Annotated in this window: 16 protein-coding genes; 12 read left to right on the top strand and 4 right to left on the bottom strand. The window is 52.6% G+C overall.

What is annotated here, in order from left to right; translation table 11 throughout:
- The first annotated feature begins 178 nt into the window (after nucleotides 1–178).
- The 10 genes from AAGJ81_08555 to AAGJ81_08510 all read left to right on the top strand — a co-directional run bounded on the left by AAGJ81_08555 (nucleotide 179) and on the right by AAGJ81_08510 (nucleotide 10,695).
- Nucleotides 179–2,446, top strand: coding sequence for a tail fiber domain-containing protein (locus AAGJ81_08555; GenBank protein MEM0966181.1), 2,268 nt, complete (start codon nucleotides 179–181; stop codon nucleotides 2,444–2,446).
- Nucleotides 2,446–3,357 (top strand): hypothetical protein, encoded by a 912-nt coding sequence (locus AAGJ81_08550; protein MEM0966180.1) that lies wholly within the window; start codon nucleotides 2,446–2,448, stop codon nucleotides 3,355–3,357. Before AAGJ81_08555 ends, AAGJ81_08550 begins: the two co-directional genes overlap by 1 nt.
- A 426-nt stretch (nucleotides 3,358–3,783) precedes the next feature.
- A complete protein-coding gene (locus AAGJ81_08545; protein ID MEM0966179.1) occupies nucleotides 3,784–4,059 on the top strand; it encodes a hypothetical protein in 276 nt (91 codons plus the stop codon).
- A complete protein-coding gene (locus tag AAGJ81_08540) occupies nucleotides 4,043–4,642 on the top strand; it encodes a zeta toxin family protein (GenBank protein ID MEM0966178.1) in 600 nt (199 codons plus the stop codon). The genes AAGJ81_08545 and AAGJ81_08540 overlap by 17 nt, the downstream gene beginning before the upstream one ends.
- A gap of 91 nt (nucleotides 4,643–4,733) precedes the next feature.
- Nucleotides 4,734–6,263: a hypothetical protein gene (locus AAGJ81_08535; GenBank protein ID MEM0966177.1), complete on the top strand. Its 1,530-nt coding sequence runs from the start codon at nucleotides 4,734–4,736 to the stop codon at nucleotides 6,261–6,263.
- 94 nt (nucleotides 6,264–6,357) lie between these two features.
- A complete protein-coding gene (locus AAGJ81_08530; protein MEM0966176.1) occupies nucleotides 6,358–7,113 on the top strand; it encodes an ABC transporter permease in 756 nt (251 codons plus the stop codon).
- 4 nt (nucleotides 7,114–7,117) lie between these two features.
- On the top strand, nucleotides 7,118–7,891 hold the full coding sequence (locus tag AAGJ81_08525; protein ID MEM0966175.1) for an ATP-binding cassette domain-containing protein: 774 nt from the start codon (nucleotides 7,118–7,120) through the stop codon (nucleotides 7,889–7,891).
- An 18-nt stretch (nucleotides 7,892–7,909) separates the two neighbouring features.
- Nucleotides 7,910–8,896, top strand: a complete 987-nt coding sequence (locus AAGJ81_08520; protein MEM0966174.1) for an MlaD family protein — start codon at nucleotides 7,910–7,912, stop codon at nucleotides 8,894–8,896.
- A gap of 99 nt (nucleotides 8,897–8,995) precedes the next feature.
- Nucleotides 8,996–9,841, top strand: a complete 846-nt coding sequence (gene kdsA, locus AAGJ81_08515; GenBank protein ID MEM0966173.1) for a 3-deoxy-8-phosphooctulonate synthase — start codon at nucleotides 8,996–8,998, stop codon at nucleotides 9,839–9,841.
- Nucleotides 9,842–9,930: 89 nt separating this feature from the next.
- Complete coding sequence (locus AAGJ81_08510; GenBank protein MEM0966172.1) at nucleotides 9,931–10,695, top strand: transporter substrate-binding domain-containing protein; 765 nt, start codon at nucleotides 9,931–9,933, stop codon at nucleotides 10,693–10,695.
- A 31-nt stretch (nucleotides 10,696–10,726) separates the two neighbouring features.
- Here AAGJ81_08510 and AAGJ81_08505 read toward each other — a convergent pair whose 3' ends face one another.
- Nucleotides 10,727–11,779, bottom strand: coding sequence for a hypothetical protein (locus AAGJ81_08505; protein ID MEM0966171.1), 1,053 nt, complete (start codon nucleotides 11,777–11,779; stop codon nucleotides 10,727–10,729).
- A gap of 39 nt (nucleotides 11,780–11,818) precedes the next feature.
- Nucleotides 11,819–13,558, bottom strand: coding sequence for a sedoheptulose 7-phosphate cyclase (locus tag AAGJ81_08500; GenBank protein MEM0966170.1), 1,740 nt, complete (start codon nucleotides 13,556–13,558; stop codon nucleotides 11,819–11,821).
- A 537-nt stretch (nucleotides 13,559–14,095) separates the two neighbouring features.
- Between AAGJ81_08500 and AAGJ81_08495 the strand changes: the two genes are divergently transcribed.
- Nucleotides 14,096–14,854, top strand: coding sequence for an amino acid ABC transporter permease (locus tag AAGJ81_08495; protein MEM0966169.1), 759 nt, complete (start codon nucleotides 14,096–14,098; stop codon nucleotides 14,852–14,854).
- Nucleotides 14,851–15,582: an amino acid ABC transporter ATP-binding protein gene (locus AAGJ81_08490; GenBank protein MEM0966168.1), complete on the top strand. Its 732-nt coding sequence runs from the start codon at nucleotides 14,851–14,853 to the stop codon at nucleotides 15,580–15,582. Before AAGJ81_08495 ends, AAGJ81_08490 begins: the two co-directional genes overlap by 4 nt.
- 111 nt (nucleotides 15,583–15,693) lie before the next feature.
- Here the strand turns inward: AAGJ81_08490 and nadB are convergent, their stop codons facing one another.
- Together nadB and panC are read right to left on the bottom strand one after the other, a co-directional pair.
- Nucleotides 15,694–17,298: an L-aspartate oxidase gene (nadB, locus tag AAGJ81_08485; protein MEM0966167.1), complete on the bottom strand. Its 1,605-nt coding sequence runs from the start codon at nucleotides 17,296–17,298 to the stop codon at nucleotides 15,694–15,696.
- A 37-nt stretch (nucleotides 17,299–17,335) separates the two neighbouring features.
- Entirely contained in the window at nucleotides 17,336–18,178 is an 843-nt protein-coding gene (panC, locus tag AAGJ81_08480; GenBank protein ID MEM0966166.1) for a pantoate--beta-alanine ligase, read from the bottom strand.
- Between the last annotated feature and the right edge of the window lie 51 nt (nucleotides 18,179–18,229).

Below are 18,229 nucleotides of genomic sequence, written 5' to 3'. Positions count from 1 at the left end.
AATTTCGAACTCACACAACTCAACTGCCATTTCATCAAGCATGCTTTCTTCTCCGTTAAGCAATCTTTGTCGGGCTCTCAGACCTGGTTCCACCGGATCGGGTATCGTCAATCACCTATTTTTTCCAACCGGTTGATCGATTTCCCATCAGCCGATCCCTCAAACCAAACTGTTTGCAATGAAAAATTTTAGATTGAAACCGATCATCTATCGACTGCTCACGTTGCAATTGTTGTGTCTGATCGGGGCAAGTCATCCAACCTTTGCTGCTCCTCCGGGGACCATGGCGCACCAAGGCCGAATCGCGATCGACGGCGTTAACTACGACGGGACGGGCTATTTCAAAGTAGCTATTGTCCGCGAGGCTCCGGAATCGATTACTCCGGCGCAAGCCATTGCCCAAATCGAGAATGGCGAGGTCGTTGACATCATCGTTAGTGATGGCGGCTCTGGTTATACTTCGGTGCCAACGGTAACCTTAGAAGGCGGTGGTGGGAGCGGCGCTACCGCGAGAGCAAGTGCGAACGGGCAATCCGTTACCGCAATCACCGTTACCGGCGGCGGGAGAAACTACAGGTCACCGCCGACGGTCGTCATCGCCGATCCGCCGATTCCAACCGTTACCCTATGGAGTAACGATGATAGCAGTCTCAGCGGCGGCGAGCCGACAGACGCCGTTCCAGTTACCATCAGCCAAGGACACTACTCATTTGGGCTGGGGGATATTTCCCTAACGAACATGAGACGAGCAATTTCAGCGGATACATTTGCCGGCATTGATGACGCCTACCTGCGCATCTGGTTCAGCACTTCAATGACGGGTCCATTTGAGCAACTGACGCCCGACCGTCACTTCACTACTGGAGCTTACGCTTTTGAAGCCGCCGGGGTCAGTGATGGCGCAATTACCAGCGAAATGTTGGCTAGTGGTAGCGTAACTTCGACCAAACTTGCTGCGGATTCGGTCAGTACTTCAAGTATTGCGGACGGAGCCATCATTCATTCCAAGATCGCCGAAAACTCCATTACTGCCGCAAAAATCGTCTCCAACGCAGTGGGTTCCAGTGAGATCATCCATAACGCGGTTGGCACTGATGAGCTGATTAATGATTCTGTCACCTCGGCTAAGATTGCGCCCAATACGATAACGGGCGACGACATCACGAGCGGATTACTGACGCTTCAAGGAGATCTGCAAATAGGCGCGTCGGATGGCGCCAATGACGATTCGATCTATTTCGATTTTAATCGAGTTCAACGCCTCGTATGGGACGATAGCGAATCGAGCTTTCAATTTACCAGTCCACTCATCATCAATGGCGTCTTGAACGCTGGCGGTTATGGGGGGAAAGAGAGATTCAATTACTTTGCTTACGTATCGGCTCCGGACCAGAACTCATTTATCACCTCCGGGCGAGACCTCTACGTGGATCGCTATTTGCAAGTCCAATCGGCGATCTTTATGGGGGATATCGGCTTAAACCCTCAGTTTATTTACTTTTCAACCAACGATGTCCCGCAAGCTGAATCAATCAGTTGGAGTCCCGAGCTTTCACGCTTTAGTATCAGCAATGAGCTTTTTATCGCCAGTGATGTTCACCTGGGCAGTTCATCGGGAACGACGTCAATCTTCTTTGGCGGCGTGGATACAGCCCAGAGCGTCGCGTGGGACGCAACCGACGCCCGCTTTGAAATCTCCCAAGATCTCGAAGTCAGTGGTGATCTGTTCCTTAGCTCGTCCTCAGGAGACGGCACGATGTATTTCGGTAGCGATGCCTCACCGGAAAGAATCTTGTGGCAGGAATCAGCTGAAAGATTTGTAATTACGGACAACGTCTACTTGTGGGACGCTTTAAACGTCGGTGGCGGAAATTATGATTTTTCATCTTTTCTTTCTGTGGGGGGAACCCCCAAACCTCATATTTTCGTCGACTCTAGGAACGACGTCTACATAGGAGATTCTCTGCAAGTAGAGCATCGAATTATTCTCGGCGAAGATATCTCACTAAGTGACTATGGAATTATCCAACATGACTCATCACTGGACGCTTTCGTATTCTCCGACGAGGTTCGCGCGAAATCGTTTACTCCCACGAGCGACCGTGACGCGAAGGAAGTGTTTACGCCGATTGACTCTCAGGAAATGTTAGCCAAGGTCGCGGCGCTGGAAATCACCCATTGGCAATACAAAGAAGATCCCTTGCAGGCGCGGCATGTGGGGCCGGTTGCCCAGGATTTCTACGCGGCGTTTGGCGTCGGGTCGGACGATAAGGGTATCAACACCCTAGACGCTGATGGCGTCGCGTTGGCCGCGATACAAGGGCTCAATGCGAAGGTGGAGGCCGAGAATCAACGCTTGAAGGCGGAGAACCAAGCACTCAACCAGCGCCTCGAAAAGCTCGAAAGCGTGGTGGAACAACTCTTGGAAGAAAACGCCTCGTTCTAGTGATCGCCCCACGAATCATCGGCTTTGTGACGCTGTTGAGCAGCTTGAGCCCGTCCCTCGGTGCGCAATCTGTAGACCTTTTAAACGAGAGCGCGGTTGGCAACGGTGGTTTCGTCTCTGACGGTGCTTCAGTCAACGCGCAGATAAGTTTTGGCGGCAATACTGTGGGAACCGTTTCAAGTGTCACCACGGGCGGCGTTCAGCACAAACCAAATTACATTGGTCAGCTCTATGACATCACTGATTTGGCCTTAAGCGCGTCGCCTGCCACCATCGACGAAGGAGAGACTCGACAACTGGCCGCGGAAGCCCTCCTGGACGATGCAACCACCTTGAATGTCGCTACCAACGATGTGCAATGGTCGGTCTTTTCCGGGCCACTGACCGGAGTCAATGCAACCGGCCTCGCCTCGGCGGATCGAGTTTTCACAGATACGTTGGCAATGGCTCAAGCGATCTACTTTGGCCTTACTGAACAACTCGAGCTCACGGTGCTCAATGTAGATACTGATAATTTCAATGAATACGCGGGCGATGGATTGGCTGACGATTGGCAAGTTAACTTCTTTGGGCTGCCGCCGAACGCGGACGCTGCTCCGGGCGCCAACGTGGATAATGATCCGTATGATAATGAAACCGAGTTCCTGACCGGTTACGACCCAACCGATCCCAACGATTTTTTCACCTTCGCCATAGTGGATCGAACGGGCGATACCAACACGATTGAGTTATCGAAAATCATTCCTGGCACGCGATACGGTATCGAGCAAAGTATCGATATCGGCATTAGCGACCCCTGGACTAGCTTCTCCAGTTTTACCACGCAAACCGAAGTCTTGGACTACCAAGTTTTGGATAAGAACGCTACAGAGACGGCCAAGTTCTATCGTGTTCGCATTGAAGCTCAATAGACCTCGTTTTTATCTGAGCTAGATAGTCCTTGAACTACGGTCAAGCGGGACGAAGCTCCTCCGGCAGGGGCGAACCGATAAGGGCAAGAACTCGCCTCTAAAGGATTGAGCTTTGACAAGAAGCTGCGGCAGGTCGAGAGCATGGCCGACTTCGCCCGCGAGATCGCGGCCCAGCGCAGACGGAAAGGTCTCCCTACCGCTGGGGCGTTCGGACAAGAAGTTAAACGCAAATGGCGCTAACCTAAATCTATGTAACGGCGATGTCGTATCATACGCGACGCAGGCGGATGAGCGTGTTTCTTCATCAGGCTCCGTCGTCATTCGCGGTTCATCAGTCTAGGCGATCGAGGTCACGAAGAGTCATTGAGAAAGTCTCTCTGAGGCTTCAGACTTGAAGTTTGTCGCAATTTGCCACAGGTTCCTGTCATGAGTAAATCGATCCGGATCAGTGACGACTTGGCAGCGAGAGCGACCGAAGCAGGTCGGCTTTTCCACCGCTCCCCACCTCAGCAGATAGAACACTGGGCTCAGATCGGACAAGTCATGGAGGCGTCACTTTCGTATCCGGCGCAACGCCAGATAAAGGCCGTTGGAACCGAGGATCTCGACGCTTGTCTGCGCCGAGTAGGCACTGCCGAAGGAACGGCTGAAGTTCACGGAATCATTTCAGAAACTGCGGGAAGCATTGAAAGCTCCGATTGAAGGAAGCGAGCACCGCCCGCTACTTATCATGCTTGCCGGACCAAACGGCGCAGGTAAAAGCACGTTTCGATCAGCTTTTTTGGCCAATTTGGATTTACCGTTCATCAATGCGGATATTCTTGCTCAAAATCTTTCCATAGACTCCTACGAGGCAGCGAGGATTGCGGCCGAAATCCGCGATAACTTCGTCCGCGATGCTCGATCTTTCATAACCGAAACTGTTCTCTCGGATCCTGTAGGAGACAAAGTTCGTTTTCTTGAAAAAGCTTCTGCCCAGGGATTTGATGTTGTGCTTATTTTTATCGGTTTATCATCTCCGGACCTGTCCTGCAGACGAGTCGCTGGACGCGTTAAAGCCGGTGGTCACGATGTTCCGACCGACAAGCTATTTGCCCGCTATCAACGAACATTGGCGAATTTGAAGCGGGCGATTCCTCTCCTTCCGCGGATCGTTGTCTACGACAACAGTTCTTACCAAACTCCCTATCGTCTTCTTGGAGAGTATCGATCCGGCCAATGGAATCCGGCGAAAAATGCTCCGAGGTTGGCATGGTTTGATAGTACCGAGTTCAGGGAGGTCTGAAAGTTGTGGAAGCGTTCGTAATCCGGTTTCAGTTCCAACTTCCATTTAGACACTGATTCGGAGTTTGCCAAGTTGTGGGGAATTAGGCTTTTTGAGACGTGATGCGCGCGTTTCCAATCCGAATGGTATATACTCAGCCGTGATCCTTACTGAAAAGGGGATACGGATCGGCCGCACAACTCGATTCCTCGGCCGATGGTGCGGAATTTTTGTTCTTACGCTGATGGTTTGCAGCCCGGCGCTCGGAATATGGAAGCTGGACGAGAACTACTGGCCGTTTTGGGTCGATCTGGAGGAGGCGGACAACCCGGAATCGCGGCGAGACCAGTTTCTCGGACCATTCATCGAGAAGGTAGAGACTCCCGAGAGGGATTGGACTGCCGTCCGGCCGCTCTGGATCACCTACGACGAACATCGACCGCTCGATCCTCACAGCCTCCATGTGCTCTACCCGCTTTTCAGCTACCGGGCTTCAGATCCGGGCTACTATTGGAATCTCTTCTACCTGATCCGTGGTTCCCACTACGAGACCGATGGGCAGTTGGATAGCAAGACTTTCGAAATCATCCCGTTTTATTTTGATCATGATAATCCTCGTGCGCCGCAGTTTTCCTATTGGGGATTGATGCCGATCTACGGTGAAGTGAAGGCGAGACTCTTCTTTGACCGGATTAGTTGGGTCTTGTTTCCTTTCTATACCGAATGGGAGAACAATGGTGAGATCACCTACGGCACACCGTGGCCGTTCATTCGTTACCGGGAAGGGAACGGGAGTAGTGGATTCGCGTTTTGGCCGTTTTTCGGGACCTTCGAGCGACCCGGTCACTACGAGTTCAAGTATCTGCTCTGGCCGCTCATCTATAGTCGAGTCAAGGATCTGGACCAGGAGGTGCCGACCCGAAACTACGGGTTCCTCCCGTTCTATACCTACGATGAGGGTCCCGGTTTGGTTTCAGAGTCTTACTTGTGGCCGTTTTTTGGATACACCGACCGGGAAGATCCCTATTACCGGGAGAATCGCTACTTTTGGCCGTTCCTGGTGCAGGGTCGGGGAGAACCCTACGTCAATCGATGGGGCCCTTTTTATACCCATTCGATTCGCAAAGGAGTGGATAAAAAGTGGTGGATGTGGCCGTTGTTCAAGCGGACGGAAGTGGATACCCGTGAGCTGAACATCCGGACCTGGAGTTTCCTTTACGTCTTGTATTGGAGCCAACGGCAGACAGCTTTGAATCCTGAAGTGGAATTCGAGGCATCCAAGACGTTTGCATGGCCGTTCTTTAGCCACGGAAACAACGGAGAAGGTCGATCCCAGTTTCAGCTCTTCACGCCTCTCATGCCGTGGTTGAAACACAATGAGATCGTCCGCGACGTGTATTCGCCGCTCTTCGCGCTCTATCGTTACGAAGGAGACGACCTGGATGATACCTGGCGTCATAGTCTTCTTTTCAATTTGGTCACGATGGAAAAGAAGGAAGTGGGCCACCGATTTACGCTCGGTCCTCTTCTCGACATTCGGACAGGCGACGAGGAAGCGGGCTTCTCGATTCTTCACGGTCTCCTTGGTAGGAAACGGGTGGCCGATGAGACGAACTGGAAACTCTTCTGGTTTACTCTATGATCATGAGTTTCATGCAGATTTCCGATCATTCGATGGCCAATTGCCAATCAAGATTCGACCTTTATCCAATTCTGACCACTCTCCGAACGTGAGGATGTTAGGCAAGGCTAAGGGTTTTTTCGATGAGATGGGCTACCATGTCGTCTTGCTGGGGTCTGCGCTCCGGTTCCTTCCATCCATTCCGAGGCAGATCAACCGGGTGGTACTCTACTGCTTCGAGATGGGATATAAAACCTTCCCTATTGTTGCGATCCTCAGCCTGTTCATCGGGGCTGTGCTCGCCCTTCAAACGGGTTTTGCTCTTCAGCAGGTCGGAGCCGAGTCTTTTATAGGGTCAATTGTCGGCCTTTCGCTGGCTCGGGAGCTGGCCCCGGTGATGACTGCCTTTCTTCTCGCGGGGAGAGTGGGGTCGGCGACAACGGCCGAACTCGCTTCCATGAAGGTTTACCAGGAAATCGATGCCTTGCAGACGATGAACATTTCGCCGGAGCGTATCCTGGTCATGCCGCGATTGGTCGCTGCCTTTTTGATCATGCCACCGCTGACCATGTTCTCGATTTTTGTTGGCTGGTTTGGAGGTATGCTGACCTCTCAGTTTGTCGACTTCATCAACCTTTCCCCTACCATCTATTGGCGGGGAATGTTTGATTTTATGACACGGGAAGACGTGAACGATGGCCTGATCAAGGGGCAGATTTTTGGTTTCTTTGTCATCCTGATCGCCTGCGCACAGGGTTTGCGAACGAGCGGGGGACCTCGGGAAATTGGTTTTTCGGTCACTAGGTCTGTCGTTCTATCCATGATTTTTATCCTCTTCACGGACTACTTTATCACTCAGGCACTTCTCTAATCTTATGGCAGCAATTTGTTCAGGACAGGAATCGGTTTGCGTGACTGCAGAAAAAGTGGGTGTTGATTTTGGGAAAGCTACGGTGCTTTCGGATGTCAGCTTTTCCGTCAATTCGGGTGAGATCTTTGTGATTATGGGACCGAGCGGATCGGGTAAATCGGTTCTGCTGCGCACAGTGATCGGTTTGCTCAAGCCGACAACGGGACGGGTTTTGATCGGCGATCTTGATGCGAGTGACCCCGAAACTCATCATGCCATAAAGACCGCGCTGGTCTTTCAGGCAGGGGCTTTGTTCAATAGCATGTCCGTGTATGACAACCTTGCCTTTTACCCGCGCGAACACCGATTGGCCAAAGAGGGCGAAATTCGCAAGAAAGTGGAAGAAGCGTTGGAAATGCTCTCTCTTCAAGATGCAGCAGAGAAGATCCCTGCCGAGCTGAGCGGGGGGATGAGAAAGAGGGTGGCGATCGCCCGATCGTTGGTGATGGAGCCACAGCTCCTTCTCTACGACGAGCCGACCTCGGAGTTGGATCCGACGATGTCGGCGACGATTAGTGAGATTATCGCTACTTTGCGTGAGGAGCTGCAGGTCACCAGTATTGTCGTATCGCATGACCGCGACCTTGCTGCAAACATCTCAGACCGTATGATCCTTCTCAAGGACGGCACTATCCGTGCGGAAGGAACTGCCCAGGAAATAATGAACCTTGAGTCGGAGGAAATTCAGGAGTTTTTTAAGCCGGAGATCGATATTGAGAGTCCCCGGTTCCGAGTGTAACCTAAAAGGAAAAGAACTATGAGCGATAAGGCGCAATACAGCGGAGTGGGACTGTTTTTCATTGTTGGTCTGGTGATCATCTACTTTGTCTATTCGGCGTTGAACGAGCGCGCCGGGGTCGACTCGGGTGGTTATTCGATCGAGGCCCCTTTTAACGATCTCCTTCAACTACGGGTAGGTGACGATGTGCGAATGTCGGGCGTTAAGATTGGAACGGTCATCTCAACTACTTTGCAGGACGGAAAGGCAGTGGCTGGTCTGACGATCGAGAGACAGTATAAAATCCCGGATGATTCCATCGCCTCGGTTTCGATGGCGGGTCTTCTAGGGACCAATTTTGTATCTATTGAGATAGGGAAGAATTTGAGCGATCCTCTACCGGCAGGCGGCAAGATCACTACTAAAGACTCGGTTGATCTGAATAAGATTTTTGACGAAGTCGGCCAGGTGGCGAACAAGATCGATTCAGCGCTCACCGACATCGGAGGCATGTTCAAGGGCGACGGAGGCGGACTTTTCTCGGAAATCAATAGTCTCATCTCGGAAAATCGAACCAAGATCAGCACTTCTCTCACAAACATCGAATTGATCACGGACCAGCTCCGGGAAGGGAAGGGAACGGTTGGCAAGCTCCTCTTCGACGATCAGGGATACAATGAGCTTATGGCTACTGTGCGGGAGATTCAGGGTGCAGCGGCCCAAGCCGACGGAATGCTGGGCAGTGTCGAGGACATCGTGAATCACGTAAAAAGTGGGCAGGGCTCATTGGGTGAGCTTCTTTACGGGGATCAGATCGCGGAGGAGCTAAAAGACACGATCGCGAATGTCCGCTCCTTTACGGCGACTCTTAACAACCCGGACTCAACGATCGGGAGGCTTTTGAACGACGACCAAATTTACTTTGAGGTTCAGACGGTGATCCAAAAGGCAAACCGCACCCTCGATAGTATCAACGACGCCGGCCCGATTTCAGCGGTCGGAGTGGTCACGGGTGCGTTGTTCTAAGGTCGGGTAGATTGCCATCAGCGATTGCAAGGAACGGCGACTTCAGTCGCCGAGGAAAGCTCACAGTCTGGAAACATCCACTAGTCGCAAAAACGAGTCATGGAAAACACCATTCAACTTTCTGAATCGATTCGTTTCGCGAACGACAAACCCCTGGTCTTGATCGCGGGGGTGAACGTTTTGGAATCTTCGGACTTGGCGATGGAGGTGGCGGAGACGATGGTCGAGGTTACTAAACGCCTGGGAGTGCCTTACGTTTTCAAGGCATCGTTTGATAAGGCGAATCGGTCTTCAATCAGCTCCTTTCGGGGTCCGGGCTTGGAGAAAGGGTTGGAGATCTTCAAGTCAATCAAGGATCGGTTTGGAGTTCCTGTTCTAACGGATGTTCACGAGCCTCATCAGGCAGCTCCTGTCGCCGAGGTGTGCGATATTTTGCAACTGCCCGCGTTCTTGTGCCGGCAGACTGATCTAGTCGCGGCACTTGCCCAAACACAGGCTGTCATCCAGGTAAAAAAAGGCCAGTTTCTCGCTCCTGAGGACATGAGGCACATCCTCACGAAGTTCAGCGAAGCAGGCAACGAGCGCGTTTTGCTGTGCGAGCGGGGGGTATCCTTCGGTTACCACAACCTTGTGGTGGATATGCTTGGGTTCGGCGTGATGAAATCACTGGGTGCACCAGTCGTTTTCGACGTAACCCACTCGCTTCAAATTCCGGGAGGGCGTGAATCTTCCTCCGGTGGAAGAAGAGAAGCCACACTTCAGCTGGCTAAGGCGGGAGTGTCTCAGAAAATCGCAGGACTCTTTCTCGAAGCGCATCCTGATCCGGATAAAGCACTCTGCGACGGCCCGAGCGCGTTGCCATTGGCAGCGTTCGAGCCCTTTATTGAGCAGGTGGTGGCTGTAGATCGTTTGGTCAAGGCGCAGCCTGACTTGGACTTGCGGTAGGGAATTCGGTATTACTTCCAACTCGGAACCCGAGTTGAAACTACTCTTTTCGATTCGATTTCACGGTGCTGTTGGATCAAGTTTTTCTTATGAGAGTCGCTACTTTCTTTATTGGCCTAGTCTTCTCCGCACTCATTGCTTTTTCGCAGCCGCTTCGAGTCGGTATGGAACTATCTTACCCGCCTTTTGAGATGACGGATGCGGAAGGAAATCCGGCCGGAGTGAGTGTTGAGATTGCTGAGGCTCTCGGAGAATACCTCGACCGTCCCGTTCGGATCGTGAACATCCCTTTTCAAGGGCTGATCCCTGCGCTTCGGACCGGCAAGATCGACCTGGTCCTTTCTTCAATGACCCGGACTGAGGAGAGAGCACGGGCGATTGATTTTTCGAATCCTTACCTAACAACGGGGCTGACCCTTTTGGTGGGTAACGATAGCGGGATCGATTCGATCAATGACCTTTCTGACGGGAAAGTGGTCGCCGTGAAACAGGGAACGACTGGTCATCTCTACGCGACGCAAAATCTCCCGGGCGTCCGCCTTTTGGTATTGGAGAAAGAATCAGTCGCTGTGCTCGAGGTCGTTCAGGGGAAGGCCGACGCGTTTATTTACGACCAGATGTCCACCTTCAAGAACTGGCAGCGCCACCAGGAAACCACTAACGCTCTCCTCGATCCGTTTCGGAAAGAGTATTGGGCGATTGGCGTCCGCAAGGGCAACAAGGCTTTGTTGGAAGAGGTAAATCGTTTTCTAGCCTACTATGAAGAAACCGGGGGCTTCGAGAGGCTGGGGGATCGCTATCTCGCCGAGCAAAAAGAGGCGTTTGCCAAGATGGGCTACCCGTTTGTGTTCTGATACCCTCTGGCCCACGCCGAGTGGGGATAGATTACTGCCCTAGAGAGATTCCCAACTCTGCCGCTTCCTTTTCGGTGACGAGCCATCGGGAACGAAGCTCTTCCACGTGGCGGTTGGCGATGTTCTTGCGGATGTGGCGTTCACTACCCTCGAGAGAGAGGGAGGAGGGTATCCTTTCTTCGCCGTATTCATGTTTCACAAACGATAAGATTGAATCGTAGGATGGAAACCTGCGTGGTTTCTTCCCGATTTGCCTCTCATGCCATTGGGAAAATGCCTGGGTAAACAGACCCCTGCCGTCGTCGAAAAACCGTTCCGTAGTAGCTCCAGCCACCTCGTAGGGATGATAGGCTAACGCTTTAGAAAAATGCGCCTTCATCCAGCTGGCGACGGCCCAATACTCGCTGAAAGACTTATGGGTGGCAACCGAGTCGATCACCGATTGGGTCCAGTGGCGATCCTCCCCCTGAAAACGGTTGAGCAACTCTTGTATCGCTGGACGATAAAACCACATGTGATGAGGAATGAAAGTTCCGCGTGCATCTTCAATCGCTTCCACCCCTAGAGTGTCATTGATCCATCCTCTCCAGGAAGCGACGATGTCTGCGTTACCGGCGGAGCGGTCCTGCAAAAGAGCAAATGCGGGAATGTCGTTGATGAAAAAAGGCCAACCGCCGAGAATGATTAGATCGCTGTCCCAAATAAGAGTCCAATCGCTGAGGCTGGTTATGATTTCCTGTGCTCCAAATTTGAGTAGCTGCTGGTAGAACCAGCCCGGTTGGTAAAGCTCTGGGATCGCATTGAGACGTTCGAAGAGTTTTGCCTTACTCAGAAGGTCGACTCCAAAAAAAGTATCTTCCCAATGGAAGGTAATCGGAGCGCAATTCCAGCTTTCAACGACAGGTTTCAATCGCTCAATGGGTTCGGCTGGAGCCGCGATGTGAATGGACCGCACTTTCGTATGAAAACAGAGGCCCTCGAGCACCGCTCGGGTATGCCAACCCTCGCTGAAGAGTGGCATGAAGACATCGTGAGGGACCTGGTCAGAAGATTGATCGGAAGCGATGTCCGTGCGATGACTCATTTACGCGCTTAGACTCCGCTCGCACGGAAATGAAAGGGGCTACGCACCCGCGGTGTCTAGATCTCTGGAAGACGTCCCCACCGTTCCTGGATCTTCGAGACCCACGTCCGTGCAGAGAGGCTCTATCCCAACACCGTTTCTCGGAAAAGTTTCGCAGATCCGCTGGTACGACCTAACGGCGTCTTCCATGTCTTCACGAGAGAGGTCGTTGAGATATCCACATTTGCCAAGGCCACCTTTAGGAAGGGGCGCACAGAGGTTCCCGCCTCGCTTCTCGACCATTTTCACCTGTGCTTGCCAGAGAATTTCCGTGTCGAGAAGAATGTCGTGCCAAAGGCTGAGGTCGAACAGAGAGATTACACGCAGCAAGCGGTTCAGATCGTCTTCAGAAATCCAGCCATGCCGAAGGCTGAGGTAGGCATTGAAACCCATCCCCACCGAGATTGCGTGACCGTGGAGCATACCCGAGGCAATTTCAAAGCCGGGCGACCAAGTGTGGCCGAAAGCATGTGGCCTGCACTGATGGGTTTCGTAGAGGTTGTCATACTCACTCTCTACGTAGCTTTTGAGGGCGGCTCCAAGAATTCGCTTGGAGAGAACATCGACCTCCGACCCTTTCGGGGTGTCAATGGTTCCAAAAGCGGTATCGACTAGGCGAGGGCCGACCTGTTCGAGGAGATCGATCAGCCCGACGTCTTTTGCTCCGCCCATCTTGATTATCTCTGCAACGCCATGACGGATCCATCCTTTGCGTAGGGTCCGGAAGAAGGTCCGGTCCGTGATCGAGACAATGGGAGCGTGGTAAGCCCCAAAAAGGTTTTTGTATCCGTATCCGTCTGAGCACGTGCGTGGTGACGGCCCTGCGTCTATCCCGCTTACGACGCTCGTGTTCAGCATGACGTATGGGGTGTTGCGGTGATATAAAGCGCAGGCAAAGCCAGCGATATCCGCTAACACTCCACCCCCAACGATGAGGATTGGCTCATTTCTCGAGGCGCCGAGAGCCTTGAGCTGCCCGAGGATGGTCTCGACGCTGGAAATGTCTTTATCGACCTCCATGGCACGGTGCACCTTGTAAAGCAGGTCGATGTCGTGGTGCTTGAAGTAGCGCTTGATAGTGTCGTCGAAATGAAGGTCCACGTTGCTATCGACGAGCGCGATACAGCGCCGGTGGGGCGCGTAAATGTTGCGCAAAAGGGGTTCAGCAGGGTTGAGCACATCGTCAACCACACGAATGCTGGTGGTGACCGTAGAGGTAATTACCCCATCGATTGCGGTGTATTCTTCGTCGGACACTACATGCCCCTGACTGATCCGGTAAGGCGAGGTTGGAAAAACCACGTGTGGGTCCTCCTCCAGAAAGTCGGCTGCCAATTTCCGGTAGGACGACGCAAGGGGTCCATCCGCTACGAGCTTCCGTACCTGGATATCGAACTCAGGGTGGTTGATCACCCGATCCGCGAGCATCATCCATTCATCGGCAATCCCCTTGTCCTCGATTCGGACGAAAGAGGAGATCTCTGTTAAGAGTTTACCGAGGCTCAGGCTGAGGCCGGAACGAATTTGACGGTAGGAGTGGAGAGAAGGGATGTGACTCGATCCTGTGAATTCATCAATGACCGATTGGCTGTATACGTCTTGTGACCCTACTGTCTCAATGAGATGAAGGATTCCAGGGTTGGCTGCAATTGAATCGACCAACTCAGGGAGTGAAAGTGAATGCATCTCCGACGGCAGGACCGTCCGGCTGAAGAAATGGGCTAAGGCGGTTGGCTTCATGAAAAATTAACGTTCTCCTGGGAGCTATCGCCCAATATTTTTTGGCGTGCTTTTCATAAGAGCTCGGAATGGATGAGAGAAATTTTGAAAAGCAAACTGAATGAGAAACCTTTTTTGGATTCCGCCAAAACTGGCGCACTCCCGAATCCGCTTCCTTTCGAATTGAGCAGGCGCGGAGTGGGCACTAGCTTTCGGTCATGGACTTTTCGATATTCCCAAATCCAGTTTCCTCGTCTCAAGGCGGACTTGTCGGTCTTTTCACTTTGATTGGTATTCTATGGACTTGCGTGGTCATCGCGCTCCACGTGGCTCTGTTCATCGGCATCAGTCAGGACGCTAAGCTACGCCAAAGTGGCGGATTGTTTTTCTTCGGGCCGACCTTTTGGGGACTCTGTGGTCTCGTGTTTGGATTACTGGGTCTGGCGGTTTATTGGTTCATTCACCATTCATCTTTGCGAAACCCTCGACCTCCGGGGATAAGTTGAGTGTGGAAATCCGGTCGATTTTTATCAATGCAAGTGATCCCCAGTAGTTGTTTTGACTAAGGATCAAGTTTCTCCGGCCCGGGTGTTCGCTGGCTGGCTGTTTGCGTTGGTTGTTCTCGGCGGCTTCTTCGCCTTCGCGTTTTTCCAGCTGGATTACGGTTGGGATTGGAAGGGTGTATGGGAATATCGAGACAAATTTTTGGACGGTTGGTTGAATACCCTATGGATTTCCGCTGCCGCTCTCTCTTTGAGCACTTTGATTGGCTTCGGTTGTGCACTCGCCCGTTCTTCCAATCGCCCTTTTTTGCGAAGTCTTGCGACTCTTTATATCGAACTGATTCGGGGAACTCCTTTCCTCGTTCAGATTTTGATCTTCTTCTACATTGTCGCTGACGGGTACGGGATCAGCAACCGGTATGTGGTCGGCGTTTTGGTTTTGGCTCTATTTTCTGGAGCGTATATTGCCGAGATTTTCCGAGCAGGCCTCGAAAGTGTTTCGGCTTCTCAGCGGGAAAGTGCTCGGGCAGTCGGTTTTACTGACTCACAAACGCTGCGCTTCGTGATCTTGCCTCAAGCGATTCGGCAAACGCTTCCCCCGCTTAGCGGCCAGTTCGCGTCACTGATTAAAGACAGCTCCCTCCTTTCAATCATTGCGGTCAATGAGCTGACCTTGAATGCGCAGGAGGTGAATTCTTTTACGTTTAGCACTTTCGAAAGCTTTCTCCCGTTGGCTGTCGGATACCTTATCCTTACCCTTCCCATTTCCCTTTTCGCAAGGAGAATGGAGGAACGTTTAGAGCATCCCGCATGAATCTAGAAGTCTCTAATCTGACGGTTTCTTTCTCGGAAAGATCGGTCTTACATGAGGTTTGTGTGAAGGTAGTCAATGCGCGGGTGCTCGTCGTCGTTGGCCCTTCAGGAGGTGGGAAATCAACCCTTCTTCGCATCCTTGCCGGACTATTGAAGCCGGACTCGGGGAGGGTCGTTTGGGACGGTCAAGAGATGTCTTTCGAAGAGAAGGAGCTTTTGGCCTATCGGCGAAGAGTCGGAACGGTGTTCCAGGCATTCAACCTATTCCCTCATCTGTCAGCGGTTGAAAATATCTCCTTACCTTTGGAGAAAGTTCACGGATGCCCTCCGGAGGAGGCTGTTGAAAAGGCAATGGACCAGCTCCGGAGATTTCAGTTGGGTGAACACGCTGGGAAAAAGCCCGGAATTTTGTCCGGTGGGCAGCGGCAAAGGGTGGCCATCGCCCGTGCAATGGCCTTTCAACCGTCTCTGCTGTTCTTTGATGAACCGACTTCAGCTCTTGATCCGGAGATGACCTTCGAAGTGCTTGAGGCGATCAGAGAGGTAAGGGAGCAGGAGAGAGATTTGGTTCTCGTCACCCACGAAATTGGGTTTGCTCGTGAGGTAGCGGATGAAGTGCTGTTTTTGCACGACGGAAATATTCTCGAACAGGGGTCTCCTTCTAAAGTGATCGACTCGCCACAGACTCCGGAGGCAGAGCGATTCTTCCAGCGGGTTCTTCGTTGGTGAAGAAGGATAGCGAACATCCAACGTCGAACGCTAAACGTCCAACGTCGAAAGGGTGATTCATATTCGATCTTCAACGTTGGAAGTTCGATGTTCGACGTTCGCCACTTTCTTCTAATCCATAATCTTCGTGTCCCTTGCCTCAGGAGATAACGAAGGATAGTCGAGGATGTAGTGGAGGCCGCGGCTTTCCTTTCGCTGGAGAGCGCAGCGGACCATTAGATCGGCAACTTGAACGAGATTGCGGAGCTCAAGGAGTTTGGGCTCGACGCGAAAATTCCAGTAGTAGTCGTTGATTTCCCTGGAAAGAAGTTGGATCCTCGCGCGAGCACGCTCCAAGCGCTTGGTCGTGCGGACGATTCCAACATAGTCCCAAAGGGTTTTCCGGAGCTCGCTCCAGTTGTGGAAAAGGATCACCCGCTCGTCGGAATCACTCACATTGCCATCTACCCATGGAGGGAGATCGGGAGAGACTCCAGGGCCTGCTGCGAGGAAACCATCTACCGAATCGACGGCTCGGTGAGCGAGAACAAGCGCTTCCAAAAGGGAGTTGCTGGCCAGTCGATTTGCACCGTGGAGACCTGTGCATGCGACTTCTCCGCAAGCATACAATCCTCTGATCGATGTCTCCGCCGAGAGTGAGGTAGCTACTCCGCCGCAAAGGTAGTGGGCAGCAGGAACGACCGGAATCCAGTCTGATTCGATACGAATCCCCTGTTCGCGGCAGTGAGCATAAATGGTCGGAAACCGCTCCTCGAGCTCTTCTTTCGACTTAGTGGTGATATCGAGGTAAACATGCTCGGAGCCGGAGCGTTTCATCTCGGAATCAATCGCTCGGGCGACAACATCCCTTGGTGCAAGGTCCCGGCGTGGATGATAGTTTTCCATGAAGGATTTCCCTTCCGAGTTGCGCAAAATTGCTCCCTCCCCGCGAACCGCTTCGCTTATGAGAAACCGATTGCCGTCTCTGGAAAAGAATGCGGTGGGGTGAAACTGGACGAATTCAAGGTTCTGGATTTCGGCTCCTGCCCGATAGGCCATCGCGATTCCGTCTCCAGTAGCGATGTCGGGATTGGTTGTGAACTGGTAGGCTTGGCCGACGCCTCCGGTAGCGAGTAGGACGGCCGGAGTGCGGAGGGCGAAGACCTCGCCAGTTTGCTCGTTGTAACAGTAAAGACCGACGACCCGGTTGTCGGTCCCGGACCCCTGAAACCCAAACTTCTTCAGTTTGCGGGTCGTGATGAGATCGATCGCCATACAGTGCTCATGTACCTCGATCCGCTCGTTTGCGGCTACTGAATGAAGTAAAGCCTCCTCAATCGCCCTTCCAGTGATGTCTTTTACGTGAAGAATGCGCCGTTTCGAATGCCCGCCTTCCTTGCCGAGTGACACCCTTCCGTCGTCGAGTTGAGAAAACTCCACTCCAATCCTCGCGATTTCTTCGATTCTGGCCGGACCATCTCTCACCACATCGAGGACAACTTCGGGATTACACAATCCGTCTCCCGCTTCGAGAGTATCCCGCACGTGTGATTCAAAGTCGTCGGTAGCCGAGGTGACACACGCAATTCCCCCCTGCGCGTAATTCGTGTTGGATTCAGCCTTGTTCTTTTTGGTTACAAGGCAGACCGAACGGCCTCGAGCGGCCAGTCCAAGGGCGAAGCTGAGGCCGGCGATCCCACTGCCGACAACAACGGCGTCAAAATCGAAGGTTTTCAAATCGTGAAAGCTCTCACGGAAAGGGGAGCAGTGTAGTCTACAATTCGATGTTGTCGATGAGCCGGACTTGGTCGAGCCAGCAGGCCACCGCGATCAGGCACTTACCGGGAACGATCTCCCGCATGGGCTGCATGTATTCCGAGTCGACAATAGAAGCATAAATGATTCGGATCCGGCGCCTGCCCGAAAGAACGTGTGTCACTTCCGCGATGACTCGGTCAACGCTGCGAACCCCTTCTTCGACCAGCCTTTTCCCTTCTTCCAGCGCCTTGAAGAGATATTTAGCATCGTTCCGCTGCTCCGTAGTGAGATATTGGTTACGGGAGCTCAATGCGAGCCCATCGTCTTCACGAACTGTCGGTGCAACCACCAGTTCGATCGGGAGGTGAAGGTCTTGGATCATTTTCCGCAACACCGCGCATTGTTGGGCGTCTTTCTGTCCAAAAACGGCAGCGTCCGGACGGACGATGTTGAAGAGCTTCGCGCAGATAGTCGTAACCCCGCGGAAGTGCTGGGGACGGGAGATCCCACAAAGACCCGCACTTACAAAAGACTCTTCGACATGAACAGAATAGTTTGGAGGGAAGACTTCTTCTTCTTTTGGGACAAAGAGGATGTCGACCTGGTGCTCTTCGCAAAAGGCGCGATCCTTCGCGAAGTCTCTTGGGTAGGACTGAAAGTCTTCGTTGGGAGCAAACTGAGTTGGGTTGAGGAAGAGGGAGACGACAGTGAGGTCGCCTTTTTCTTTCGCCTCCTTGATCAACCCACCATGTCCGGTGTGGAGGGCTCCCATGGTTGGAACCAGGGCGATTAGGCGTCCTTTGGAGCGATTCGATATCGCGACGGATTGCATCTCGTTGATTGACTCGATGATCTGCATTCGAGCGACCAAAACGCAAAGACCGCTCTGATTCAACTAAAACTGAGGTGG

This window comes from Verrucomicrobiota bacterium, assembly GCA_038744685.1.
Lineage (GTDB): Bacteria > Verrucomicrobiota > Verrucomicrobiia > Opitutales > Puniceicoccaceae > Puniceicoccus.
The sequence above is the reverse complement of the archived record's forward strand: the minus strand, read 5'-3'. Positions and strand labels throughout refer to the sequence as shown.

Bases quoted from the DNA above. Each gene is read 5' to 3' on its own strand.
- AAGJ81_08555 (MEM0966181.1), top strand. From the start codon at position 179: ATGAAAAATTTTAGATTGAAACCGATCATCTATCGACTGCTCACGTTG.
- AAGJ81_08545 (MEM0966179.1), top strand. From the start codon at position 3,784: ATGAGTAAATCGATCCGGATCAGTGACGACTTGGCAGCGAGAGCGACC.
- AAGJ81_08530 (MEM0966176.1), top strand. From the start codon at position 6,358: ATGTTAGGCAAGGCTAAGGGTTTTTTCGATGAGATGGGCTACCATGTC.
- AAGJ81_08525 (MEM0966175.1), top strand. From the start codon at position 7,118: ATGGCAGCAATTTGTTCAGGACAGGAATCGGTTTGCGTGACTGCAGAA.
- AAGJ81_08520 (MEM0966174.1), top strand. From the start codon at position 7,910: ATGAGCGATAAGGCGCAATACAGCGGAGTGGGACTGTTTTTCATTGTT.
- kdsA (MEM0966173.1), top strand. From the start codon at position 8,996: ATGGAAAACACCATTCAACTTTCTGAATCGATTCGTTTCGCGAACGAC.
- AAGJ81_08510 (MEM0966172.1), top strand. From the start codon at position 9,931: ATGAGAGTCGCTACTTTCTTTATTGGCCTAGTCTTCTCCGCACTCATT.
- AAGJ81_08505 (MEM0966171.1), bottom strand. From the start codon at position 11,779: ATGAGTCATCGCACGGACATCGCTTCCGATCAATCTTCTGACCAGGTC.
- AAGJ81_08500 (MEM0966170.1), bottom strand. From the start codon at position 13,558: ATGAAGCCAACCGCCTTAGCCCATTTCTTCAGCCGGACGGTCCTGCCG.
- AAGJ81_08490 (MEM0966168.1), top strand. From the start codon at position 14,851: ATGAATCTAGAAGTCTCTAATCTGACGGTTTCTTTCTCGGAAAGATCG.
- panC (MEM0966166.1), bottom strand. From the start codon at position 18,178: ATGCAGATCATCGAGTCAATCAACGAGATGCAATCCGTCGCGATATCG.